This is a genomic window from Paraburkholderia metrosideri (assembly GCF_904848625.1).
GTDB lineage: Bacteria > Pseudomonadota > Gammaproteobacteria > Burkholderiales > Burkholderiaceae > Paraburkholderia > Paraburkholderia metrosideri.
In genome coordinates this window covers 633,628-657,124 of sequence record NZ_CAJHCP010000003.1, presented here as the reverse complement: position 1 = coordinate 657,124, position 23,497 = coordinate 633,628, and the positions used below count along the sequence as shown (strand labels likewise).

Below are 23,497 nucleotides of genomic sequence, written 5' to 3'. Positions count from 1 at the left end.
AATGCGACCACCCCGATTGCAAAGGTCAGTTTCACGGTACTCCCCTTGGGAAGATTCGGTATTGAAACGGGCTTGAAGCGGGTAAATCAGGTGGTAATGCAAAATGCCGGTAAGGTAGACGTCAGATTAGGGTTAACGTGTCTTTTTCGACGCTTTATTGGAGCATAGGCCACTTGCTGGCTTCCCTCAATCTCAATCTGATTGCGCCGCATGAATGGTTGTAACGGCGGATTTCGCCTGGATCGCGGCAGTGTGAAAAGAACGGGGAGACCCGCTTGAAATGGGTCTTTCCGGCCCCATCTGCCGTTTCGTTATGCAGCTTTGCGTGGAACGATGTGTCGCGATTTTGCAACGCACAAATCGCACTATGTTCACGTACTGCCGCCACTGTTGGCTTTTACTTTTTAACGACTTTCAGCGACATGGAAAACACGCAAGAGAACCCGACGAGCCAGAATCCCACGCCCGCCGACGAAACCGCGCGCCAGGCCGCCGAGGCTGCGGCATCCCAGCAGGACGCGGCTGCTAACGCTGGTGCGCCGGCGCCGGAAAGCGCCGAGCAGATCGCGCTCGCCGAAGCTCAGGCGAAGATCGCCGAGTTGCAGGAAAGCTTCCTGCGCGCGAAGGCCGAGACCGAGAACGTGCGCCGCCGTGCTCAGGAAGACGTTGCGAAGGCTCATAAATTCGCAATCGAGAGTTTCGCGGAGCACTTGCTGCCGGTGGTCGACAGCCTCGAAGCCGCCGTCGCACATTCGTCCGACGACCTGCAGAAGGTGCGCGAAGGCGTCGAACTCACGTTGCGCCAGTTGACCGGCGCGCTGGAAAAGGGCCGCGTCGTTGCCCTGAATCCGGTCGGCGAGAAGTTCGACCCGCATCGTCACCAGGCTATTTCCATGGTGCCGGCCGATCAGGAGCCGAACACGGTCGTCGCCGTGCTGCAAAAAGGCTTCGTGATCGCCGACCGGGTGCTGCGTCCGGCACTCGTCACTGTCGCGGCGCCGAAGTAAGCAAACGCGGCATGCGGTTGTCTTTGTAGCAATCGTCGCCCGGCAGGTACCGCCATGGCCAACATTCCCGTCGACGCAACCGCGTTCGCCGTCTTCGACATGCAGGCGGTTAGCGCCGACTCGTTCGACGCCGCGCTTGCCGAAGCCGGGGATGATCTGGCCGTCGTGTTTTTCTGGGGTCTCGACTGTTTCAATTGCGAGATCGCCAAGAAAGCCATGCTGGCGCAACCGGACGCGATCCGCGCGCTCGGCCTCCGGTGGTTTCACAGCAATGTCTATGAGCACCGCGAGCTGGGCCGGCGCTTCATGCTTCACGGCGTCCCCACGTGGTTCTTCTTTTACCGTGGCAAGCGGCTAGGCCGGGCAACTGGCTGGCATGGTCTTGGGCAGTTCGAGGCGGCAGTAGCGGCTGCCCGGGAAAAGATTCGGGGCATCAACGTCGCCGGCAGCAACCAGGCCGACAGCGCGGAGCCGGGCAAAAGTTCGACCGATTGAAAAAAATTAAAGACCGCATCGCAAAAGAGGTCTTGAAAACGATGCGGTCGCACTTATGTTGAGTGCAGGTAGGAATTCAGAGCGGATCGCCTTGCCGCCAGATGGGCAAACAGGGCGATTCCCGCAGCGATCAAAGTCAGGAGAACAGTAAAAATGGGCAAAATCATCGGTATCGACCTCGGCACGACCAACTCGTGCGTGGCGATCATGGAAGGCAACACGGTCAAGGTCATCGAGAACTCGGAAGGTGCTCGCACCACGCCGTCGATCATCGCTTACATGGAAGACGGCGAGATTCTCGTCGGCGCACCGGCGAAGCGTCAGTCGGTCACGAATCCGAAGAACACGCTGTACGCGGTCAAGCGCCTGATCGGCCGCCGCTTCGAAGAAAAGGAAGTGCAGAAAGACATCGCTCTGATGCCGTACAAGATCATGAAGGCCGACAACGGCGACGCATGGATCGAAGTGCGCGATCAGAAGCTGGCACCGCCGCAAATCTCGGCGGAAACGCTGCGCAAGATGAAGAAGACCGCTGAAGATTACCTCGGCGAGCCGGTCACCGAAGCTGTGATTACGGTTCCCGCGTACTTCAACGACAGCCAGCGTCAGGCCACCAAGGACGCAGGCCGCATCGCCGGTCTGGAAGTCAAGCGGATCATCAACGAGCCGACCGCTGCTGCGCTGGCCTTCGGCCTGGACAAGGCTGAAAAAGGCGACCGCAAGATCGCGGTGTATGACCTGGGCGGCGGTACGTTCGACGTGTCGATCATCGAAATCGCCGACGTCGACGGTGAAATGCAGTTCGAAGTGCTCTCCACGAACGGCGATACGTTCCTGGGCGGTGAAGACTTCGACCAGCGCATCATCGACTACATCATTGGCGAGTTCAAGAAGGAACAGGGCGTCGATCTGTCGAAAGACGTGCTCGCGCTGCAACGCCTGAAGGAATCGGCTGAAAAGGCGAAGATCGAACTGTCGTCGAGCCAGCAGACCGAAATCAACCTGCCGTACATCACCGCAGACGCATCGGGTCCGAAGCACTTGAACCTGAAAATCACGCGTGCCAAGCTGGAAGCGCTGGTTGAAGAGCTGATCGAACGCACGATCGAACCGTGCCGCGTGGCTATCAAGGACGCAGGCGTGAAGGTCGGCGAAATCGACGACGTGATTCTGGTCGGCGGCATGACCCGCATGCCGAAGGTGCAGGAAAAGGTTAAGGAGTTCTTCGGCAAGGATCCGCGCCGTGACGTGAACCCGGACGAAGCCGTCGCCGTTGGCGCCGCGATTCAAGGCCAGGTTCTGTCGGGTGACCGCAAGGACGTTCTGCTGCTCGACGTGACCCCGCTGTCGCTCGGCATCGAAACGCTCGGCGGCGTGATGACGAAGATGATCAACAAGAACACCACGATCCCGACCAAGCATGCACAGGTCTACTCGACGGCCGACGACAACCAGGGCGCCGTGACGATCAAGGTGTTCCAGGGCGAACGCGAAATGGCAGCCGGCAACAAGCTGCTCGGCGAGTTCAACCTCGAAGGCATTCCGCCGGCACCGCGCGGCACGCCGCAGATCGAAGTGAGCTTCGACATCGACGCGAACGGCATCTTGCACGTCGGCGCGAAAGACAAGGCGACCGGCAAGGAAAACCGCATCACGATCAAGGCAAACTCGGGTCTGTCCGAAGCCGAAATCGAGAAGATGGTGAAGGACGCCGAAGCGAACGCTGAAGAAGATCACAAGCTGCGTGAACTGGCCGATGCCCGCAACCAGGGCGACGCGCTGGTCCACAGCACGAAGAAGGCGCTCACGGAATACGGCGACAAGCTGGAAGCCGCGGAGAAGGAAGCGATCGAAACCGCGCTGAAGGACCTCGAAGAAACGCTGAAGAGCGGTTCGGCTGACAAGGCCGCAATCGAAGCGAAAATCGAAGTTGTGGCAACCGCGTCGCAGAAGATGGGCGAAAAGATGTACGCCGACATGCAGGCAGCGCAAGGCGCAGAAGCCGCGGCAGCGGGCGCAGCAGGTCCGGGCGCGTCGGCTGGTGGCGCAAGCCAGCAGCAGGACGACGTGGTCGACGCCGACTTCAAGGAAGTAAAGAAGGACTAAAGCCAGGTCGCATTTCGACCGTAAAGCCGCACACGGCAACGTGTGCGGCCCGGCTGCACAAGCAATGGCCCGTCTGGGCAACAAGCAAAGTGCAAGAGCGGTTATCTCGCCTGGCGAGCCTTTTGGGGCTCTCCGGGCACATTTGTTTTATGGAGGGCGTTGTTTCGAGCCGGGTCAAAACGGTGAAAAATAGCGGCCGGACGAGTCGTAAGACTCCAGCATTCAAGAGGAGCCACCGCGTTGCATTGCGCGAGTGGCGTTGAACCGATATGGCGAAACGGGATTACTACGAGGTTCTGGGCGTCGCAAAGAACGCGAGCGACGACGAAATCAAGAAGGCTTATCGCAAGCTCGCGATGAAGCACCACCCCGACCGCAATCCGGGCAACAAGGATGCGGAAGAGCATTTCAAGGAGGTGAAGGAAGCCTATGAAATGCTCTCGGACTCGCAAAAGCGTGCCGCGTACGACCAGTACGGCCACGCGGGCGTCGATCCGAACATGGGGGCGGGCGGCGCGCAAGGCTTCGGCGGGTTTGCCGATGCATTCGGCGATATTTTCGGCGACATCTTCGGCCAGGCGGCCGGTGGCGCCGCACGTGGCGGTGGTGGACGCGCGGGCCCGCAGGTGTATCGCGGCGCCGATCTGCGCTACAGCATGGAAATCACGCTGGAACAGGCCGCGCACGGCTACGACACGCAGATTCGCGTGCCGAGTTGGGTCTCCTGCGAAATCTGTCACGGTTCGGGCGCGAAGCCCGGCACCAAGCCAGAAACCTGCCCGACCTGTAGCGGTTCGGGTTCGGTGCGGATGTCGCAAGGCTTTTTCAGCATCCAGCAGACCTGCCCGAAGTGCCATGGCACCGGCACCTACATCCCCGACCCGTGCGGCCACTGCCATGGCGCGGGCAAGGTGAAGGAAACCAAGACGCTGGAAGTGAAGATCCCCGCAGGTATCGACGACGGCATGCGTATCCGTTCGGCCGGTAACGGCGAGCCAGGTATCAACGGCGGTCCGTCGGGTGATCTGTACGTCGAGATTCACATCAAGCAGCACTCGGTGTTCGAACGCGACGGCGACGACCTGCATTGCCAGATGCCGATTCCGTTCACCACGGCGGCGCTCGGCGGCGAGATCGAAGTGCCGACCCTCGCGGGCCGCGCTAGCTTCACGGTGCCGGAAGGTACGCAGTCGGGCAAGACGTTCCGTTTGCGCGGCAAGGGCATCAAGGGGCTGCGTTCGAGCATTGCCGGCGATCTGTACGTGCACGTCCAGGTCGAAACGCCGGTCAAGCTCACCGACTCGCAGCGCGAATTGCTGCAACAGTTCGAGAAGGCACTCGTGGAAGGCGGCTCGCGGCATAGCCCGCAAAGCAAGAGCTGGTTCGATCGGGTGAAGAGCTTCTTCGATTAATGGCGGTTTGAAGTTTGGCGGTAAGCATGACGGCAGATGAGCGCGGCGCAGTTTTCGCGCTGCTCGACGATTGCGACGCAACGGCGGCGCGCCGTACGAGTCGTCTGTACACGGGCTTTGTGCATGAGCGGGTTTGCGCGGATGCTGCGCAACTCGAGGCTGTGTGCGAAACCGTGGCGGCGGATACGCGGCGCGGTTTGCATGCCGTCGTGCTAGCCGATTATGAGTTTGGCCATACTCTGCTCGATATCGAGCAGCTTCGGTCTTCGAAAACGCAGCGTGGCGATGCCACGCTGCGTTTTTTATTGTTTGAGCGGTGTGACAAGCAGTCGCGTGAAGAGGTCGATGCCTGGCTTGCGGCGCGCGATGGCGATGCTGCGGAGCCTTCGGTGGCGGGCACGGCGAATGTGCGTGCGAGCGTCGATCCCACGCAGTTCAACGCGGCGATCGACGCTATTCACGCCGCGTTGCGCGCGGGCGATTCGTATCAGGTCAACTATACGTATCGGCTTGGCTTCGACGTGTTCGGCTCGCCGATCGCGCTTTATCGGCGATTGAGGGCACGGCAGCCAGTCCCGTTCGGTGCGCTTGTTGCGTTGCCTGGCGATGGCTGGGTGCTGTCATGCTCACCGGAGCTTTTCATTGAAAAGCAGGGTGCAAAGCTGCGCACGCGGCCTATGAAAGGCACCGCGCCTCGGTCGGACGACCCTGTCAAAGACCGGAGCGCGGCCGAGTTTCTCGCCAACGATCCGAAAAACCGCGCTGAAAACGTGATGATCGTCGACCTGCTGCGCAACGATCTGTCGCGGGTTGCGCAGACGGGATCGGTCAACGTGCCGGCGCTGTTTTCGGTAGAACTGTATGCGTCGGTCTGGCAGATGACGTCGACGGTAGATGCCGCGTTGCTGCCCGGCACGTCGTTCGCCGGGATCCTCAGAGCGCTGTTTCCGTGCGGCTCGATCACCGGCGCGCCGAAGCATCGGACGATGCAGTTGATCGACGAACTGGAAAGCACGCCGCGCGGTCTTTATACGGGCTCGATTGGGTGGCTTGACGCGTCGGCGTTGGCGTCGCCGCAGTCGGAACAAACACCGGCGTGCGGCGATTTCTGCCTGTCGGTCGCGATCCGGACTTTGACGTTGAGCCGTAGCCCACAAACCGGCGCGCTGCAAGGCACGATGGGCGTCGGCGCGGGTATCGTCCTCGATAGCGTGGCCGCCGACGAATATGCGGAGTGTCAATTGAAAGCGAGCTTTCTGACCGGCGCGGAGCCGGGCTTCGATCTGTTCGAAACGATGTACGCGACGCGAGAAGAGGGCGTGCGGCATCTGTCGCGACATCTGAAGCGGCTATCGTCCAGCGCTTCGGCGCTCGGCTTCAAACTCGCCGATGAAGCCAGCCTTCGCGCGCAGATCGCGGCGAAGTGCGCGGAGTTGCCGTTGCAAACCGCGCACCGGATGCGGCTCGCGCTGAGCAAAACCGGTACGCTTCAGATTACCGCTGCCGCATTGTTGCCACTAACAGCATCAGCGGACGCACCGATCGGCGTCTTGCTCGCGAATGAACGGGATTTCCCGGCGACGCAAGCCGGCGATCCGCTGCTGCTCCACAAAACCACCCGTCGCGAAGAATACGACCGCGGCTGGCGCGAAGCCGAAGCGAAGGGCGCATTCGATACGCTGTTCTTCAACGATCGAGGTGAGTTGACCGAAGGCGGCCGGTCGAATGTATTTGTGAAGCTGAACGGGCGATGGTGGACGCCCCCGCTCGCATCGGGCGTGTTGCCCGGGGTGATGCGAAGTGTCTTGCTGGAAGAGCACGCTGCCGGGTTGCAAGCGGCTGAGCGTGTGATGACACGCGCGGATCTGCAGAACGCTGAAGCGCTGATCGTATGCAATGCGCTGCGAGGCGCGATGCCGGCGCGGGTTGTGGGCTGAGAGCGGGCGCGAGGAAGAATCCACTAGCGCCCTGACGGCTACACGACACCACACGCAGGCGGCAGCGAATCACGCACGGCGCACGGCGCCATACTCGCGGCCTCTCTGGCCGACGCTGGCGCCAGCACGATCACCTCAACCACGTCCCCCATGCAGCACCCGGCTCATCCAACTTCCCAGGCGCTTATGCCATGCGGATTGATGCACGTCATGCGGTACTTCGGCATGCTCGCGGATTCCCGCGACGTCGATCAGGCAGAACGGGCTCATGGTGATCTCTCCTCGCTTTCGGTTCGTGGCTAGCGGCTCGCAGAAGAGCCGCATTGCCACATAAACGAAGGTAGACCACCGGTTTTGCAGCCAATGTCGGATGGACCTCACAACGGACGCAAAAACGTCCGTCCTGTCCTATCCGCTATCAGCGAGGGAGGAGAAAAGCTCAGAACGTATGTTCGGTACCCGGGAACGAACCGTCCTTCACTGCACGCACGTACGCTTCCACGCCCGCCAGAATGCTCGGCTGCCCTTGCATGAAATCCTTCACGAAGCGCGGGCGCTTGCCGGGGAAAATGCCCAGCATGTCGTGCAGCACCAGCACCTGACCCGAGCAATCCAGACCCGCGCCGATCCCGATCGTCGGAATTCGCAACTGCTTCGTGACTTCGCTGGCGAGTTGCGACGGGATGGCTTCCATCACGATCAGTTGCGCGCCGGCCGCTTCCACCGCGAGCGCGTCGCGCAATACCTGGCTCGCGCCCGCCTCGGTCTTGCCCTGCACCTTGAAGCCGCCGAATGCATGCACGGACTGCGGCGTCAGGCCAATGTGCGCGCACACCGGAACTGCGCGCTCCACCAGAAACCGCACGGTCTCCGCGAGCCATTCGCCGCCTTCCAGCTTCACCATCTGAGCGCCCGCGCGCATCAATTCCACTGAGCTGCGAAACGCATCTTCGGGCGTGCCATACGTGCCGAAAGGTAAGTCAGCCACGATCAGCGCCGACGGCCGTGCGCGAGAGACGCTCGCCGTGTGATACGCGATGTCGGCGAGCGTGACCGGCAGCGTCGTGGTCTGACCTTGCAGCACGTTGCCCAGCGAATCGCCGATCAGCACCGAATCGACGCCCGCGCGATCCAGCAGCGATGCGAAGCTGGCGTCGTAACAGGTGAGCATCGCGATTTTTTCGCCAGCATCTCGCATAGCCTGCAGCTTCGGCACGGTGATCGCGCTCCGGCTGGCTTCCTGCAAATAAGTCATGGGTCAATCCATTGGAAAAAGAGGTGGCAGCGCCGCTTACAGCGACGTGCCTTTGACAAAGAATTCCTTGCGGCCGCGCATGGTTTCGATGCGCTCGGCGAGTAGGGCAAGGTCCGCGTCCGAGTCGAGCGGGTTCAGATGTTCAGCATTGACCGTCAGCACAGGCGTGCGGTCGTAGTGATAGAAGAATTCGTTGTACGCGTCGCACAGCGCGCGCAGATACGCGTCGGAAATCTGCAGCTCCATCGGCACCGCGCGCTTCTGGATGCGCGCGAACAGCACTTCAGGACTGGCTTGCAGATAGACCACGAAATCCGGCGCGGGTGCGCTGACGTCGAACTGGGCCGCGAGCGCGCGATACAACTGCCACTCGTCTTCCGGCAACGTGAGACGCGCGAAGATGTCGTTCTTCTGCGTCATGAAGTCGGCGATGAGCGTCGTGCCCAATGCTTGCGCGACGTTCACTTCCTGCGCCTGTTGCACGCGCTGCAGTGCGAAGTGCAGTTGCGTGGGCAGCGCATAACGCGCGGTGTCGCGATAAAAGCGTTCGAGAAACGGATTGTCTTGCGGACGTTCGAACAATTCCTGCATCGACCAGCGTTGAGCCAGACGTCGCGCCAGTGAAGTCTTGCCGACGCCAATCGGCCCTTCGATCGCGATATAGCCAAACGGCGGCCGCAATTGCGGCGCCGTGACGGTGAGAGGCGGCGAATTCATTCGCAGCGGCCTTTGTCGGCATTCAATGCATTAAGCATAGGGCACTGACACGGGCCCTTCACCTTTTCAATACGTTGATCGCTGACGCTGGCGAGCAGTGCATCGGCACGGCCATGTTGCGGGATCACCAGCGCCGTGTCGATTTCGACCAGTGGCACTAGTACAAAAGCGCGTTCGATCATACGGGGATGCGGCACGATCAGATCGGGTTCGTCGATCGATTGATCGCCGTACAACAGGATGTCCAGATCGAGCGTGCGCGGCGCATTGCGAAACGGCCGCTCGCGCCCGAACTGATGCTCGATCTTGTGGCACAGCGCCAGCAGATGCCGCACGGGGAGCGTCGTATCGACCTTCACGACGCAGTTGAAATAATCGTCACCGCCCGCGTCGATCGGGGCAGTGCGATACAGGCTCGATTTAGCGAGCACGGAGATGGTGTGCTGTTGTGCGAGGCACACCACTGCGTCTTTCAGGGTCTGGCGCGCGTCCCCGAGATTCGCGCCGAGGCCAAGATAAGCAACCGTCATGGCATAACTTCCTGCAACTATCGTTCGACGGCTTCAGCGAAACGCGCTATCAGTCTTCGTGCGAGCCGTCGTGGCCCGCATCGTCGTCTGTGCGTTCGGCTGGCGTGCCGCCCTCCATTCCGTCGCCCGGTTTGCGGTTTCTGGCGCCACTGCTGCGCCGCCGTCGTTTTCTGGGGCTCCGGTCCTTCCCGCCTTGCGTGAGCAATGTCTCGCGCGCGGCAATGTCTCCTTCGATGAACTCCGTCCACCACGTACCGACCGACTCATCGAGTTCGCCCGATTCGCAGCGCAACAGGAGGAAATCATACCCCGCTCTAAATCTTTGGTGTTCCAGCAGCTTCAATGCGCTTCTTCCGGAGCGTTTCTCGAGGCGCAACTGCAGGCCCCAGATCTCGCGCATATCCGACGAGAAGCGCTTGTGGATTGCGAGTTTCTCGGTTTGCATGTCGAGGACTTCGTCCATCGCGCGATGCAAAGCGGGTACCGGATACTCGCCGTTCGCTTCGAATTTCTGCCAGCGTTGCTGCACGTCATGCCACAGCAGCGTCGCGAACAGGAAGCCCGGCGACACCGGTTTGCCGGCGAGTACGCGAGCGTCCGTGTTGCTCAGCGCAAGCGTAATAAATTTTTCGCCGATGGGCTGTTCGAGCACCACGTCGAGCAACGGCAGCAGGCCGTGATGCAGACCTTCCTGACGCAGACGCTTCAAGCAGGCAAGCGCGTGGCCGGACAGCATCAGCTTGAGCATCTCGTCGAACAGACGCGCGGCAGGCACGTTGTTGATCAGATCGGCCATCTCGGTGATCGGTGCGCGCGTGTTGTCTTCGATCTCGAAGTCGAGCTTTGCGGCGAAACGCACCACGCGCAGCATACGCACCGGGTCTTCGCGATAACGCGTGGCCGGGTCGCCGATCATGCGCAGCAAACGCGCGCGCATGTCGGCCATGCCGTTGTGATAGTCCAGCACGGTTTGCGTGGCCGGATCGTAGTACATCGCGTTGATCGTGAAGTCGCGGCGCGTGGCGTCTTCGTGCTGCTCGCCCCATACGTTGTCGCGCAGCACGCGGCCGCTGGCATCGACTGCGTGGGTGCGGCGATCGAGTTCGTCGCGCTTCAGGCGACGTGCCGGTGGTGCATCGGCCGCGGGCGGATCGACCAGCGCACGGAACGTCGAGGTTTCGATGATTTCCTGGCCGAACTGCACGTGCACGATCTGAAACCGGCGACCGATGATGCGTGCGCGCCTGAACAGCTTCTGCACCTGTTCGGGCGTGGCGTCGGTCGCGACGTCGAAGTCTTTCGGCTTGATGCCGAGCAGCAGGTCGCGCACCGCACCGCCGACGATAAACGCGCGATGCCCCGCCTGTTGCAGCCCCTCGGTGACGCGAATCGCGTTCCTCGAGATCAACGTGGGATCGATGCCGTGTACGTCGTGCGGAATGATGACCGGCACGTCCGGATCACGCACGGTCTTGGCGGTGGAGGCGCCGCCAGCGGTCGTGCGGGCGGGTTTGCGGCGCGCCTTGCTGGCGCCGCCCGTGGTCGACGTGGTGCGCGCGTGCGCGCTGCCGGTTTGGTCTGCTTCGGCTTCGGCGGGTTGGGCGTCTTCAGCGGGCGCCGGATCCTGGCCGAATAGCTTGCGGATAAGTTTTTTGATCACGAGGGTTGAAAGAGTTCGAGGATGCGCCAGCCTTTGGCCTGCGCATGGGCACGCAATGTGTCGTCCGGATTGGTCGCGATGGGGTCGGTGACTTTTTCGAGCAACGGGATGTCGTTGTGCGAGTCGCTATAGAAATAGCTGTGCTCGAAGTCGCTCCAGCTTTTGCCGAGCGAGCCAAGCCACGCTTCGGTGCGGACGATCTTGCCTTCCTTGTAGCTCGGCGTGCCGGTCGGGCGGCCGGTGTACGGCGAATGCGGTTCGCCGTCGACGGTTTCCACCTCGCACGCGATCAGCGCATTGACGCCGAACGCCTGCGCGATTGGACGCGTGATGAATTCGTTGGTGGCGGTGACCACGCAGCACAGGTCGCCGGCTTCGCGGTGTTGCTTCACGAGTTCGAGCGCGACCGGGAAGATGGCCGGCGTGATGACTTCGTGCATGTACTTCGCGTGAAGCTCGGCCAGTTCCGCGCGCGTGTATTTTGCGAGCGGCGTGAGCATGGCGATCAGATAGGCGTGAATGTCGAGCTTGCCGGCTTTGTAGTCGGCGAAAAAGCGGTCGTTTTCACGGGCGAAATTTTCGGCGTCGACCATGCCCTGTTGCACCATGAAGCGGCCCCATTCGTGGTCGCTGTCGGTGGGAATGAGCGTGTGGTCGAGATCGAAGAGTGCGAGGTTAGCCATGGGGGCCTATTTTACTTGAAGCGGATGAAGCGGCGTGCGAACCCGCGACCGAGGCTGTTGACGAGCCGCCGGCAACAGCCGGTGCGCCGCGCTGCTCTTCCAGCATGATGCGCAAGAGCGGCAGCGTGACCGCGCGTTTCTGTTCGAGCGAAAAGCGGTCGAGCGCGTCGAGCAGCGCCATCAGGCTCGGCATGTCACGGCGAAAATGCGTGAGCAGGTAGGCGGGGACGTCGTCGGCCAGCATCAGGCCGCGCTCGCGCGCCGCCAGTTTCAGCACCGCCGCCTTACCTTCGTCCGGCAGCGGCGCGAGATGAAACACGAGGCCCCAGCCGAGGCGCGTACGCAAGTCTTCCCGCACGCTCATGCCGATCGGCGCTGCGTTGCCTGCGGCGACCAGCGCGCTGGTGGGATGCGCGCGCACTTCGTTGAACAGGTTGAACATGGCGATCTGCTGCGCGGCGGACAACGCATCGCAATCGTCGATGGCATAGAGCGCGACGCGCGGATCGAAGCTGAACGCGGCAAGGCTGCTTTGCGGGCTCGCAAAGCGCGCATGTCCCGGCGGCGCTTCGTGCACCAATGCCTGCAGCAGATGCGTGCGGCCGCTGCCGGATTCGCCCCAAAGGTAGAAGGTGCGATCGGCGACCGGCCCGGCGGCGAGCGCGTTGTCGAGCTCACGCAGGCGCGTGACCAGCTCGGCGTTCGCGCCGGCGAAGAAATTGTCGAATGTCGATGGCGGCGGGGTGCCGAGATCGAGCGTCAGTTGACGAAGCACAGTAGGTTAATGCCGAAAATGAGGCTAAGGCCGCAGTTGGCCCGGACCGCCGGGCCTTACACAGTCAAAGAGCAGTCAGTTGTTATAAAGCGTGCTCGCCAGGTAGCTTTGGCGCAACTCGCGGATCGCGACCGACAGGATCGCGCTGAACGGCAGCGCGAGCAGCACGCCGAAAAAGCCGAACAGCTGACCGAACGCGAGCAACGCAAAGATCACCGCGAGCGGGTGCAGGCCGATCCGTTCGCCGACGAGGCGCGGCGTCAGATAAAAGCTCTCCACCAGCTGCGCGAAGCCGTAAATCAGCGCGACCGCACCGAAACCGTACCAGTTGCCGAACTGTAACAGCGCCGCGATCAGCGCCAGCACAAGGCCGGTGGCAAACCCGAGGTACGGGATAAACACCGCGAGCCCCGTGAAGATGCCGACCGGCAACGCAATCTCGAACCCGGCGATGCTCAGCGCAATCGCGTAGTATGCCGCCAGGATGACCATCACGAGCACTTCGCCGCGCAGATATTGCGACAGCATCTCGTCCATGTCGCGCGCAAGCTGCAGCGTTTTATCGAGCCAGCGGCGCGGAATCAGCTTCTGCACGCGTGCCATCATCCGGTTCCAGTCGTACAGCAAATAGAACAGCACGAGCGGCACCGTGACCAGATTCGCGATCAGCGCGAGCATCAGGTTGCTGCTGGTGCGGATCGACGTCCACGCGTACAGCGCGACGGTCTGCGCGCTGCCTTCGAGCTGCGCCATCACGAATTCGCGGATCTTGACGAAGTCGAGCGAGTCGGCGAGGCCCATCATGGCCAGCTTGGGCTGCAGCCACGCGCTCGCATGCGCGAGCAGCAGAGGCACCTGCTGCCGCAGCAACGGCCCTTTTTTCTGGATGACAGCGAGCACCAGCAACACCAGTACGCTCATCATCAACGTGAAAAACAGGATCATCACGAGTGCTGCGAGGCCGCGCGGCACTCGTCGGCGCTCCATCCACGACACGCCCGGCTGCAGAATGTACGCGAGAATCGCGCCGAGCAGAAATGGCGTGAGCACCGGACTCAGCAGCCACAGCAGCACGCAGACACACAGCGCAATGACCAGCCAGATCAGCGCGCGGCGCTGCACCGGCATCAGAATCGAGGAGTTTTGTTGCAAAGTTGTTTCCCTGGTGTCGTCGGAACCGGATGAATCAAATTCCAGCCAGCCGGCCAGCATCGGGTAAAATCGCATTTTACCGACCTTCTCGCTCTTCCCCATGAATCAACCGAAATCCGCCGCCCCTGACGCCCAAGGTTTGTCGTATCGCGACGCCGGCGTGGACATCGACGCGGGCGACGCCCTTGTCGACGCGATCAAGCCCTTTGCCAAAAAGACGATGCGCGACGGCGTGCTGGGTGGCATCGGCGGGTTCGGCGCGCTGTTCGAAGTGCCGAAGAAGTACCGCGAGCCGGTGCTCGTGTCGGGCACCGACGGCGTGGGCACCAAACTGCGCCTCGCGTTTGAACTGAACAAACACGACACCGTCGGCCAGGATCTGGTCGCGATGAGCGTGAACGACATTCTGGTGCAAGGCGCCGAGCCGCTGTTCTTCCTCGACTATTTCGCGTGCGGCAAGCTGGACGTCGCCACCGCGGCCACGGTCGTGAAGGGCATCGCGTACGGCTGCGAACTGTCGGGTTGCGCGCTGATCGGCGGCGAAACGGCGGAAATGCCCGGCATGTATCCGGACGGCGAGTACGATCTGGCCGGTTTCGCGGTCGGTGCGGTCGAAAAGAGCGAAATTATCGACGGCAGCACGATCGCCCCGGGCGACGTGGTGCTGGGTCTGGCATCGAGCGGCATCCATTCGAACGGTTTTTCGCTGGTGCGCAAGATTATCGAGCGCGCGAAGCCTGATCTGAATGCGGATTTCGACGGCCGCTCGCTGGCCGACGCGCTGATGGCGCCGACGCACATCTACGTGAAGCCGTTGCTGGCATTGCGTCAGCAGATCGCGATCAAGGGCATGGCGCACATCACGGGCGGCGGTCTGGTCGAAAATATTCCGCGCGTGCTGCGTGAAGGTCTGACGGCTGAACTGGATCATCGTGCATGGCCGCTGCCGCCGCTGTTCTCGTGGCTGCAAAAGCACGGCGGTGTTGCCGATGCGGAAATGCACCGCGTGTTCAACTGCGGTATCGGCATGGCAGTGGTGGTGTCGGCGCAAGACGCCGAGACGGCTATCGGCCTGCTGTCCGCTGCGGGCGAACTGGTCTGGAAGATCGGCACGATTCGCGAGAGCGCGGCCGGTGAAGCGCAGACGGTGGTGATCTAAAAGCGGCATTCCCGCGCGGCGGCTGGCTTGTAGAAGGCAGGCGCCGTGCGGGTTACCGGTAGTTCAGGATGTGTGTCGAAGCTTCCAGTCACGCAAGCTTCAAACCAGCGCTTCAATCACGTCAAGCACCCGCGCAGTTGCGTGCGGATCGCAGCAGTCAATCACCACTCGTTCTGTCATGCTGCGCAGCCATGTGAGCTGGCGCTTGCACAGTTGCCGTGTGGCAAAAATCCCTTTGTCCCGCATCGTCGCGTAATCGACCGTGCCGTCCAGGTATTCCCACACCTGCCGATACCCCACGCATCGCATCGACGGCATCTCGGGCGTTAAGTCGCCGCGTTCGCGCAGTTTCACCACTTCGTCGATAAAACCGCCGTCCAGCATCGCATCGAAGCGTTTCTCGATGCGCGCGTGCAGCACGCTTCGATCGGATGGCTCCAATGCAATCGGCACGAACCGCCATGCGCTGGCGGCGTCGTCCTGTCGCGCGGGGGCCGCGAGCAAGGTTGACATTGCCTGACCGCTCAGCATGAAAATTTCGAGCGCGCGTTGAATGCGTTGCGAGTCGTTGGGTGCGAGACGCGCGGCGGTGACAGGGTCAACCGACGCAAGCCGCGCATGCATTGCCGGCCAGCCTTCGCGGGCGGCGTCGGCGTCGAGCGCGGCGCGCACTTCCGGATCGGCAGTGGGCAGGTCGCTCAGCCCTTGCGTGAGCGCCTTGTAGTACAGCATCGTCCCGCCGACCAGCAACGGCAGCCGGCCGCGCGCGTGGATGTCAGCGGTCAGACGCAATGTGTCTGTGCGGAATTGCGCCGCCGAATAGACATCAGTCGGATCGACGATATCGATCAGATGATGCGGCGCCACCGCGCGCTCCTCAGCGGTGGGCTTGGCGGTGCCGATATCCATCTGGCGATACACCAGCGCCGAATCGACACTGATGATTTCCACCGGACGCCGCGCGGCCAGTGCCAGCGCGGCCGCGGTTTTGCCGGATGCGGTCGGACCGAGCAGGCACGGAATCGACGTGGGCTGATCGGAAGAAGTGCGTGAAGTCATAAGCAAACCGGCGCGTGCCGCAACCCTCTCGTCATAAGCGGCACGGTCACTGCCCGCGCATGAACAGCCGATCGAGATCGGACAGCGTCAGCTGATACCACGTCGGACGCCCGTGATTGCATTGATCGGCGCGCTCGGTTGCCTCCATCTGACGCAACAGCGCGTTCATTTCATCGAGCGTCAGACGCCGGTTTGCACGCACCGCATGATGGCAAGCAAGCGTGCCGAGCAGTTCGTGCTGACGCTCGGTCAACACGCGCGAGCCGCCGAACGCGTGCAGGTCGGACAGCACCGCGCGCGCGAGCGCCTGCAAATCGGCGTCCTTCAGCAACGCGGGGACGGCGCGGATCGCCAGCGTGGTCGGCGACAACACGGCGAGATCGAAGCCGAGCGCGTCGAGCGTGTCGCGTTCCTCTTCCACCGTGCCGATTTCGATTGGATCGGCAGGCATGGTCTGCGGAATCAGCAGCGGTTGCACGGCAATCGCGCGGTCGGCCAGCGCGTTCTTGAACTGCTCGTACAGAATGCGCTCGTGCGCAGCATGCATGTCGACGATCACCAGTCCGTGCGCGTTCTGCGCAAGCACATAGATGCCGTGGATCTGGCCGAGTGCGAAGCCGAGCGGTTGTTCGTCGTGAGCGTTGAACGAGGACGGCGTGTACGGTGCGGACGCTTGATAGGGCGACGGATTTTCAGCGGCCGAGTCGCGTGCTTCGAACAGCGTGGCGCCTTCGGCCGTGCCGGTCTGCGTGTCTTTGCGGCCGAATAGCGCGTCGTAAAACGCCAGAGGCTGCGCGACTGGCAGCGTGCCCTGGGTCATGCGCGCCTGGCGCATCCACGTGTTGCCTGGCTGGGACGAACTCCCGAAGCCGCCACCCGAACTGCCGCCGAGTCCGCCCCCCGAGCCGCCAAAGCCTCCCGCACCGGTGGGCGAGCCAAAGCCAGCGCCACCCACACCGGCCCCTCCCAACGGCGTCGCACCAAACGAAGCCGGGCCGCCTGCGGACGGTTCCAGATGCGCCGCATGCCCACCCGCCGTCGTTTCCGGCGACGCACCCGCATGCCGCGCCAGCGCACGCTGCACCGCATGGAACACAAACTGGTGAATCGAGCGTGAATCGCGAAACCGTACTTCGATCTTCGACGGATGCACGTTCACATCGACCCCTTCAGGCGGCAGATCGAGGAACAGCACATACGACGGATAACGATCGCCATGCAGCACGTCTTCATAAGCGGCGCGCACTGCGTGCGTCAGCAGCTTGTCGCGCACGAAGCGGCCATTGACGAAGAAATACTGCTGATCGGCGCGTCCACGGCTGGCGGTTGGCAGGCCCGCGCAGCCATAGACGGCCAGCGGACCCGCTGATTCGTCAAGCGGCAAATGGGCCGTAGCGAACGTCTCACCGAGAATCTTCGCGACCCGCACCGGCGGTTCGCTGGCATTCCAGTGCTCGACCGCCTTGCCGTTATGCAGTACCGAAATCGCGACGTCCGGTCGCGCGAGCGCCGCACGGCGAATCTGTTCGAGACAGTGACCGAGCTCGGTCTGTTCGCTTTTCAGAAATTTGCGGCGCGCAGGCGTGTTGAAATACAGCTCGCGCACTTCGATGGTCGTGCCCTGGGTGCCCGCCGCCGGGCTCAACACGCCTGTTTGTGCGTCCACGCGCACGGCATGCGGCGCGTCGGCGGTGCGGCTCGTGATCGCCATCTCTGCGACCGACGCGATCGAGGCCAGCGCTTCGCCGCGAAACCCGAGCGTAGCGACCGCTTCCAGCTCGGCGAGCGAGCGGATCTTGCTGGTCGCGTGGCGCATCAGCGCTAGTGCCAGTTCACCTTCGGGAATGCCGCAGCCGTCGTCGGTGATCGAAATACGTTTGACGCCGCCTTCGTCGAGCAGAATGCGCAGCGTCTGCGCGCCCGCGTCCAGCGCATTTTCCAGCAGTTCCTTGACCACGGACGCCGGCCGCTCGACCACTTCGCCGGCGGCGATCTGGCTGATCAGTTGATCGGGGAGCGGCTGGATCGCGCGTAACGGGCGCGCGGCGGGGACGGAGGCCGGGGCCGCAGTCGATGCGGCAGCAGAAGCCGCAGTAGGCACTGCGGTCGCAGCGGCGGAATCGGCAGGCGTTTCGGAGAATTCGGACATGGCGAAATTATAACGATTCGTCAGCACGTGCCGGCGAGCGCACCAAACGGCCGCAGATTTTTAATCGAGGCCGGGCACTTTCGGTATCATGACGCGGTCAATTTCGGGCAGTGAACGCACGTCTGCCGCTATCTGCCGTTATCGTTCGCGAATCTGCCGCGCACGACTGTTTGTCACGCTCACTTCCGTTCACCTACGCTTAACAGAGGACGCTCCTTGGACACGTTGCTACATTTCGTCAACCTTGTCTTGCACATCGACAAGTTCCTCGGGGACTTCATTCACGTGTACGGCGCCTGGGTCTATGCGGTGCTGTTTCTGATCGTGTTCGCCGAAACCGGCCTGGTCGTCCTGCCATTCTTGCCGGGCGATTCGCTGCTGTTCATCGGCGGCGCGTTCTGCGCGACCGGGCAGATGAATCTCGGCGCGCTGATCCTGCTGCTGCTGGTTGCGGCAGTGGCGGGCAATACCGTGAACTACATGATCGGGCGAGCCATCGGACCACGGGTGTTCAATTCGCACATCCCTGTGCTCGAACGTTTTCTCGACCGTAAAGCGCTGCAGAAGACGCACAATTTTTACGAGAAGCACGGCGGCAAGACGATCGTGCTCGCGCGTTTCATTCCGGTCGTGCGGACTTTCGCCCCGTTCGTGGCGGGTGCGTCGTCAATGACGGTGAGCCGGTTCCAGTTGTTCAACGTCATCGGCGCGCTGTTGTGGGTGCTGCTGCTGGTGTTGCTCGGCTATTTCTTCGGCAACATTCCGTTTATCCGCCAGTATCTGAATGTGATCGTGCTGGTCGGTATCGGCGCGGCTATCGTGCCGGTTCTGCTCGGTGCGTTGTGGAAGATGGTACGCAAGGATGACGTGAAGGCGGGCAGCCGCTAACGCGTCATTGTTCAGAAGTGCGCTGGCCTCGTGATGAATGGGCCAAACGAACAAAAGGCGTCGCGATTTTCGCGACGCCTTTTGTTATTGGGCGGTGCCTACTGTGTTGGCGGCTTCGAATCAGCGGCGTATGTCCAGGCTAAAAACCTTCGCAGCAGATCGCAGATTATCGTTATCGCGCTCAGGTAATCGCACGCGGTGCAAGCGGTGTCTCCGGCGTCGGATAGCCGGCTTCCTTGAAGGTCTGAATGATTGTGCGGTTCGTGTCGAAATAGACCTGCCAGTAATGCTCATTGCCCGTATAGGGACGCACGCACAGTAACGGCCCTTCCGGCGTGAAGCTCAACACCTCGATGTCCGGTGCGGGATCCGTGACCACGTTCGGGATCTGCGAAACCGCCGCTTTCAGGCGATTCATCGCGTCCGTTGGATCCACGCCGTTGGCGATCTTCGCGGTCAGTTCCACGCGCCGCACCGGCAATAGACTGAAGTTCGAGATTGTGTCCGAAAAGATCTTGTTATTGCCGACGATGGTCGTCACGTTGTCCGGTGTCACGATCGTTGTACCAAACAGACCCAGTTCCGAGACCGTGCCAGTGACGCCGCCCGCGGTGACGAAGTCGCCGACCTTGAACGGCCGGAGCACCTGCATGAAAACGCCGGCCGCGAAGTGCGCGAGCAAGCCGCCCCAAGCCGTGCCGATTGCGAGGCCGAGACCGGCGAGCAGGGCGGCGAATGAGGTTGTCTGCACACCGAATATCTGCAGGATCGCGAGGATCAGCAGCAGGTTCAGCAATGCGCCGAGAATCGAGCCGAGGTAATGCGCGAGGGTGGGATCGACCCGGCCGTTGCGCGACAGCATCTTGCGCAACAAGCCGGTGATCAGGCCGATGATCCAGCGACCGACAATCCACAGGACGATCGCCCCTAGAACCCGGGTGCCGATGTCCACGCCCCGGGTCATGATGAACACGCGTACGGTATCGAGATCCAAGATGTTCCTCGTTGGATAAGTTGCCTTCTACTGATTGAACGACGGTGGCGCAATACAGCGGCAAATGCCCGGCGACAGGCGCAAACGGTAACACTCGGTCTTCGGGAGTTATAGGCGACGGCGCGCGCTTGTGCAAGGACCGTTCCTGGTCGCGATGAAGGCCGTCTGGCGGGAATGACAGGTGTTCTGGCTGTTATGCAGTTCAGCTGACTGGCGCCCGTGTGGTCGGAACTTGAGAGGATGGTCGGGCCGTGAGTCCGGGTGATGTTGTCATGCGCGCTGAAGGCCGCTTGATCACGCGTGTCCGCTTACATAGGCAGATGCGATTCCGAATACGGCGATGTCTGGATCACAACCGGTTTGTCGGCGCTGACTGGCGCCGGACGCGAACGGCGCGCAACGTAACGCCACACGAACGACACGATGATCGCCAGTCCGTACGCGCAGGCCCGTTCGACGAATGCGTCGCTGGAACTGTACTGGCCGTAGCGACTCTGCGCGTCGGCGAATATGACGAAGGTCAGGGCTGCGTCGAATAGAAACGCAAATAGAAGGAGCGCGGCGAACACGTCAGTGCCATTGATGGCCGGACCCGATGCAAACCGGTTATATAGACAGCAAGCAATCTGAACAATCACAAGCAACGCGAGGTTCGAGACGAGATCGAACAGGAAATGGGTCATATCGATTCGATGAAAAGATAGGATCGCGGCATGGCCGAAGCATCTGCTCGCGCGAGGTTTCAGCGTACCTGGCGGGACCGGCGGCGATCATTGCATATCTTTCTGTCTCGATAAATGATGAATTTGGGAGTCCGTTGTATATCGTCCGCATTCTTGCGTTGGATGTCGGAGAGGGGGCGGTTGGTGGCTCCGTAGTGGATGGCGCGGCAAAGCGCGGCATTGTTCGTGAGCAATTCGACGGGGCGTCGAGGTGCGCTCACTGAAGACTACGCGGGCGAGTGCGTTTTTAGCCGCCGACGCATCGCAGAGAGAAGCCGCCGAACCAGCGGTTCACGACCGGTTTCAGTCATCACGATGAACAGAGCGTCATGCGTCTGCGATCGATCTTGCATCCGTGCGCACGTATGCAATCAGAAGTGATATGACACGCCAATCTGCAGCGTTGGATACCAGCGGAACGGAGATGCCTTGTCGCGCAGTTGTTGCAATCCAGTCGCAATGATCTGCTGGCTCAAAGCCGGGCCCGCAGCCTGGGAGAGCCCAGGTGACAACGTGTAGGTACTGCGCGGGATGCCATAAGCAACGCCCAGATCGATGACCAGTCCAAAGCCTTTGCCCCTCGGTTGCAAGCCGTAGCCAATGCCCAGATAAGGCATCACCGTCGGATACTTGGCGGTGGCTGTCGCATATTCGCCAGGGGAGGCCGGTAAGCGTTGGCCTTTAAACGTGTAGGTGCCATTGGTCGGCACGGAGTTGCCTGTGACTTCGTTGTCGGTGAAGCGAAGACCGGCCGTGACTCGAAACCCGTTGTTCGACCACGGGAACACATCACCATAGATGCCACCCTGACGAAGGCGTACACCGTCTTCGTAAACATTCCCGCCCACCGTGAAGTTGTGAGAGAAGTTGATCCCGTTGAAGTCAGCGTGCACGCCGAACCATGTTGTGACGTTGTACGCTGCACCAATGCCGACGCCAAGTGTTCCGCCTTGCACGTAAACCTGTTGGGCGTGCAACGAATCCATCGAGATTGCCAACCCTATTACCCACACTATTTTTACAGTCTTCATGGGCGCCCCCTGAGCGTTGGACGGCGCGGGATGATTGCCCTGCCGGCCCGGTCTTGTGGTCTCTTGCGGAGCGTCTATGGCACCGTGAACCGATCATGCTTGTGCAGAGGAAGGACGGTCTGTGGGGTGTCGAACTATTTAAGAGATTTGACAATCGCGCGGAATGTCAGCGTGAAGGGCATTGCTGATTGAAGGTGGAGCGAGGCTTTGTAGGGCATCGCACATTCGCAACGCGAAGACTTTGCGCGTGCGGCTGGCGTGCGATGGGTTGGAGTGCGAATGGAAAAGGAGGCGAAAGCCGCGATGTTTAAAGGCGACTTAAGGTGCGCTTGATGACGCTGGACACGTCAAATCGGTCGACTGTTTGAAGCGCGGTCAAAGGCCTGTAGGCGGTCGCCAGAAGCGATTCCTTATGTTTGATGTGGACGTTCATGCGTTGCGACGCAGACTGCTTCCCGACTAGCGCGCCGGGTCGTCGCATGCAGGCGTGTAGCGTAATATTTCGCAGAGTGGACGCTGATACAGCCTGCGTATCTGGCCGACCGTTTCGATGAAGATGCGCACCCGAACCTTGGGTTGCGCGATTGACGTCGACTACTTCAACCATCAAGCAAGGAGATAGACGTGAATCAGCAGCAAACTGGAGCGGTAGCTCTGGCAGTCGGCACGTACACGCTGAAAATGCCCCATGTGGACGGCAAGGGCCGAGGGATTTATCTGCTGGGTTTCGATCCGTCGACAGGCCGCCTCAGTGAAGTCGCTGTGCAAGACGCGGTGAATCCATCGTATCTGACGTTGTCGTCGGATCGGCGCAGGCTGTACGCGGTGCGGGAGGTCAACGCGGAAGACGGCCCGGGTCTCAGCACCTACGACCTCGACGCAGCAAACGGCACGCTGACGCTGTTGCACGACACGCCGACGCAGGGTGTCTGGCCGTGTCACGTGTCGGTCGATAACGAGGTGCCGCTTCTGCTGATCTCGAACTATCTGACCGGTGAAGTGCTGTCGTATTCACTCGACGCGCGTGGCGTACCATCCGGCGAGCCGGTCGTGTTGACGCGTGACGGGACAGGACCGAACCCGGATCGCCAGGACGGACCGCATGCGCATTGCGCGCTGGTCAGCCCCGACCATCGTTATGTCTATCTGGCCGACCTTGGAGTGGATGGCATCGTGCGTCATCCGCTGGATGGTGGCAACGTGAATCCCGTTTCCGACCTGACGTTGAAAGCGGCGCCGGGTGCGGGGCCGCGTCATCTGCTATTCACCGGGAGCGGTGCTTATCTGCTGGCCAATTACGAAATGTCGTCGACCGTGCGAATGTATCGGCTTGATGGCGACGACGTGTCCCTCGTCAGCGAGGTGTCGAGTCTGCCGGCAGACTTCGACGGAAACAGCGGTGCGGGCGGTATGCGGTTGCATCCGTCGGGACGCTTCCTCTATGTCGGCAATCGTGGACACGATTCGATCTTCGCCGCGCGAGTCGACGAAACTGCCGGCACGTTGACGCCGATCGGCACGTGGAGTCTCGGCGGCCGTACGCCGCGCGATCTGGCGGTGTCGCCCGATGGCAAATACCTGCTGGCCGCCTCACAGGACGAAGCCTTTATCCGCGTGTTCTCGATCGATGCGCAGACCGGCGAACTCACGTTCACGGGCAACGACTTTGCAATCCCGAACGCAGTGTGTCTGGAATTCCTTTAAAGCGATTCACGTGATGAGCCGACTCTCACGCTAAATGCGCGCTTTATTGTGGCGTGTTCGTC

21 protein-coding genes are annotated in these 23,497 nt (G+C 61.5%); 8 read left to right on the top strand and 13 right to left on the bottom strand.

The annotated features are described in order from the left end of the window. Positions 1 to 422: 422 nt before the first annotated feature. The 5 genes from grpE (at position 423) to pabB (ending at position 6,957) form a co-directional block, all read left to right on the top strand. Positions 423 to 1,007: a nucleotide exchange factor GrpE gene (grpE, locus tag LMG28727_RS08670; RefSeq protein WP_201641870.1), complete on the top strand. Its 585-nt coding sequence runs from the start codon at positions 423 to 425 to the stop codon at positions 1,005 to 1,007. A 54-nt stretch (positions 1,008 to 1,061) separates the two neighbouring features. After that, on the top strand, positions 1,062 to 1,502 hold the full coding sequence (locus tag LMG28727_RS08665; RefSeq protein WP_201641869.1) for a thioredoxin family protein: 441 nt from the start codon (positions 1,062 to 1,064) through the stop codon (positions 1,500 to 1,502). Between the two features lie 153 nt (positions 1,503 to 1,655). Then, positions 1,656 to 3,608 carry a molecular chaperone DnaK gene (gene dnaK / locus LMG28727_RS08660; protein WP_201641868.1) on the top strand — a complete coding sequence of 651 codons (1,953 nt, stop codon included), beginning with the start codon at positions 1,656 to 1,658 and terminating at the stop codon, positions 3,606 to 3,608. Positions 3,609 to 3,877: 269 nt separating this feature from the next. Then, positions 3,878 to 5,020: a molecular chaperone DnaJ gene (gene dnaJ, locus LMG28727_RS08655; RefSeq protein WP_201641867.1), complete on the top strand. Its 1,143-nt coding sequence runs from the start codon at positions 3,878 to 3,880 to the stop codon at positions 5,018 to 5,020. Positions 5,021 to 5,046: 26 nt separating this feature from the next. Then, positions 5,047 to 6,957 (top strand): aminodeoxychorismate synthase component I, encoded by a 1,911-nt coding sequence (gene pabB / locus LMG28727_RS08650; RefSeq protein ID WP_201641866.1) that lies wholly within the window; start codon positions 5,047 to 5,049, stop codon positions 6,955 to 6,957. 135 nt (positions 6,958 to 7,092) lie between these two features. Here the strand turns inward: pabB and LMG28727_RS34510 are convergent, their stop codons facing one another. The 8 genes from LMG28727_RS34510 to LMG28727_RS08615 form a co-directional block, all read right to left on the bottom strand. Next, complete coding sequence (locus LMG28727_RS34510; RefSeq protein WP_268960459.1) at positions 7,093 to 7,227, bottom strand: hypothetical protein; 135 nt, start codon at positions 7,225 to 7,227, stop codon at positions 7,093 to 7,095. A 169-nt stretch (positions 7,228 to 7,396) separates the two neighbouring features. Further along, the gene (gene panB / locus LMG28727_RS08645; protein WP_201641865.1) at positions 7,397 to 8,212 is read right to left on the bottom strand and encodes a 3-methyl-2-oxobutanoate hydroxymethyltransferase; all 816 of its coding nucleotides are present in this window, start codon (positions 8,210 to 8,212) and stop codon (positions 7,397 to 7,399) included. 36 nt (positions 8,213 to 8,248) lie between these two features. Then, positions 8,249 to 8,929: a deoxynucleoside kinase gene (locus LMG28727_RS08640; protein ID WP_201641864.1), complete on the bottom strand. Its 681-nt coding sequence runs from the start codon at positions 8,927 to 8,929 to the stop codon at positions 8,249 to 8,251. Continuing rightward, positions 8,926 to 9,459: a 2-amino-4-hydroxy-6-hydroxymethyldihydropteridine diphosphokinase gene (gene folK, locus LMG28727_RS08635; RefSeq protein ID WP_201641863.1), complete on the bottom strand. Its 534-nt coding sequence runs from the start codon at positions 9,457 to 9,459 to the stop codon at positions 8,926 to 8,928. Before folK ends, LMG28727_RS08640 begins: the two co-directional genes overlap by 4 nt. 49 nt (positions 9,460 to 9,508) lie before the next feature. Beyond that, a complete protein-coding gene (gene pcnB / locus LMG28727_RS08630; RefSeq protein ID WP_201641862.1) occupies positions 9,509 to 11,119 on the bottom strand; it encodes a polynucleotide adenylyltransferase PcnB in 1,611 nt (536 codons plus the stop codon). Then, the gene (locus LMG28727_RS08625; RefSeq protein ID WP_201641861.1) at positions 11,116 to 11,802 is read right to left on the bottom strand and encodes a histidinol-phosphatase; all 687 of its coding nucleotides are present in this window, start codon (positions 11,800 to 11,802) and stop codon (positions 11,116 to 11,118) included. The genes pcnB and LMG28727_RS08625 overlap by 4 nt, the downstream gene beginning before the upstream one ends. Continuing rightward, the gene (hda, locus tag LMG28727_RS08620; RefSeq protein ID WP_201641860.1) at positions 11,795 to 12,577 is read right to left on the bottom strand and encodes a DnaA regulatory inactivator Hda; all 783 of its coding nucleotides are present in this window, start codon (positions 12,575 to 12,577) and stop codon (positions 11,795 to 11,797) included. The genes LMG28727_RS08625 and hda overlap by 8 nt, the downstream gene beginning before the upstream one ends. Before the next feature lie 75 nt (positions 12,578 to 12,652). Continuing rightward, positions 12,653 to 13,729: an AI-2E family transporter gene (locus tag LMG28727_RS08615; RefSeq protein WP_201641859.1), complete on the bottom strand. Its 1,077-nt coding sequence runs from the start codon at positions 13,727 to 13,729 to the stop codon at positions 12,653 to 12,655. Positions 13,730 to 13,829: 100 nt separating this feature from the next. Between LMG28727_RS08615 and purM the strand changes: the two genes are divergently transcribed. Next, positions 13,830 to 14,888 (top strand): phosphoribosylformylglycinamidine cyclo-ligase, encoded by a 1,059-nt coding sequence (purM, locus tag LMG28727_RS08610; protein WP_201641858.1) that lies wholly within the window; start codon positions 13,830 to 13,832, stop codon positions 14,886 to 14,888. A 99-nt stretch (positions 14,889 to 14,987) separates the two neighbouring features. On the opposite strand, the gene miaA is transcribed toward purM, so the two are convergent. Both miaA and mutL read right to left on the bottom strand, forming a co-directional pair. Further along, entirely contained in the window at positions 14,988 to 15,947 is a 960-nt protein-coding gene (miaA, locus tag LMG28727_RS08605) for a tRNA (adenosine(37)-N6)-dimethylallyltransferase MiaA (RefSeq protein WP_201641857.1), read from the bottom strand. A gap of 46 nt (positions 15,948 to 15,993) precedes the next feature. Next, complete coding sequence (mutL, locus tag LMG28727_RS08600; protein ID WP_201641856.1) at positions 15,994 to 18,096, bottom strand: DNA mismatch repair endonuclease MutL; 2,103 nt, start codon at positions 18,094 to 18,096, stop codon at positions 15,994 to 15,996. A 216-nt stretch (positions 18,097 to 18,312) separates the two neighbouring features. Here mutL and LMG28727_RS08595 point away from each other — a divergent pair, with 216 nt between their 5' ends. Beyond that, complete coding sequence (locus tag LMG28727_RS08595) at positions 18,313 to 18,984, top strand: VTT domain-containing protein (RefSeq protein ID WP_201641855.1); 672 nt, start codon at positions 18,313 to 18,315, stop codon at positions 18,982 to 18,984. A gap of 181 nt (positions 18,985 to 19,165) precedes the next feature. On the opposite strand, the gene LMG28727_RS08590 is transcribed toward LMG28727_RS08595, so the two are convergent. The 3 genes from LMG28727_RS08590 to LMG28727_RS08580 form a co-directional block, all read right to left on the bottom strand. After that, positions 19,166 to 19,978: a mechanosensitive ion channel family protein gene (locus LMG28727_RS08590; protein ID WP_201641854.1), complete on the bottom strand. Its 813-nt coding sequence runs from the start codon at positions 19,976 to 19,978 to the stop codon at positions 19,166 to 19,168. 308 nt (positions 19,979 to 20,286) lie between these two features. After that, positions 20,287 to 20,661 carry a hypothetical protein gene (locus LMG28727_RS08585; protein WP_201641853.1) on the bottom strand — a complete coding sequence of 125 codons (375 nt, stop codon included), beginning with the start codon at positions 20,659 to 20,661 and terminating at the stop codon, positions 20,287 to 20,289. Between the two features lie 410 nt (positions 20,662 to 21,071). Next, entirely contained in the window at positions 21,072 to 21,731 is a 660-nt protein-coding gene (locus tag LMG28727_RS08580) for a hypothetical protein (RefSeq protein WP_201641852.1), read from the bottom strand. A 624-nt stretch (positions 21,732 to 22,355) separates the two neighbouring features. Here LMG28727_RS08580 and LMG28727_RS08575 point away from each other — a divergent pair. Beyond that, entirely contained in the window at positions 22,356 to 23,435 is a 1,080-nt protein-coding gene (locus LMG28727_RS08575; protein WP_201641851.1) for a lactonase family protein, read from the top strand. Positions 23,436 to 23,497 lie beyond the last annotated feature (62 nt).

Excerpts from the sequence above, each read along its gene's own strand:
- grpE (WP_201641870.1), top strand. The coding sequence starts at position 423 with ATGGAAAACACGCAAGAGAACCCGACGAGCCAGAATCCCACGCCCGCC.
- LMG28727_RS08665 (WP_201641869.1), top strand. The coding sequence starts at position 1,062 with ATGGCCAACATTCCCGTCGACGCAACCGCGTTCGCCGTCTTCGACATG.
- dnaK (WP_201641868.1), top strand. The coding sequence starts at position 1,656 with ATGGGCAAAATCATCGGTATCGACCTCGGCACGACCAACTCGTGCGTG.
- dnaJ (WP_201641867.1), top strand. The coding sequence starts at position 3,878 with ATGGCGAAACGGGATTACTACGAGGTTCTGGGCGTCGCAAAGAACGCG.
- pabB (WP_201641866.1), top strand. The coding sequence starts at position 5,047 with ATGACGGCAGATGAGCGCGGCGCAGTTTTCGCGCTGCTCGACGATTGC.
- LMG28727_RS34510 (WP_268960459.1), bottom strand. The coding sequence starts at position 7,227 with ATGAGCCCGTTCTGCCTGATCGACGTCGCGGGAATCCGCGAGCATGCC.
- panB (WP_201641865.1), bottom strand. The coding sequence starts at position 8,212 with ATGACTTATTTGCAGGAAGCCAGCCGGAGCGCGATCACCGTGCCGAAG.
- LMG28727_RS08640 (WP_201641864.1), bottom strand. The coding sequence starts at position 8,929 with ATGAATTCGCCGCCTCTCACCGTCACGGCGCCGCAATTGCGGCCGCCG.
- folK (WP_201641863.1), bottom strand. The coding sequence starts at position 9,459 with ATGACGGTTGCTTATCTTGGCCTCGGCGCGAATCTCGGGGACGCGCGC.
- LMG28727_RS08625 (WP_201641861.1), bottom strand. The coding sequence starts at position 11,802 with ATGGCTAACCTCGCACTCTTCGATCTCGACCACACGCTCATTCCCACC.
- purM (WP_201641858.1), top strand. The coding sequence starts at position 13,830 with ATGAATCAACCGAAATCCGCCGCCCCTGACGCCCAAGGTTTGTCGTAT.
- miaA (WP_201641857.1), bottom strand. The coding sequence starts at position 15,947 with ATGACTTCACGCACTTCTTCCGATCAGCCCACGTCGATTCCGTGCCTG.
- mutL (WP_201641856.1), bottom strand. The coding sequence starts at position 18,096 with ATGTCCGAATTCTCCGAAACGCCTGCCGATTCCGCCGCTGCGACCGCA.
- LMG28727_RS08585 (WP_201641853.1), bottom strand. The coding sequence starts at position 20,661 with ATGACCCATTTCCTGTTCGATCTCGTCTCGAACCTCGCGTTGCTTGTG.
- LMG28727_RS08580 (WP_201641852.1), bottom strand. The coding sequence starts at position 21,731 with ATGAAGACTGTAAAAATAGTGTGGGTAATAGGGTTGGCAATCTCGATG.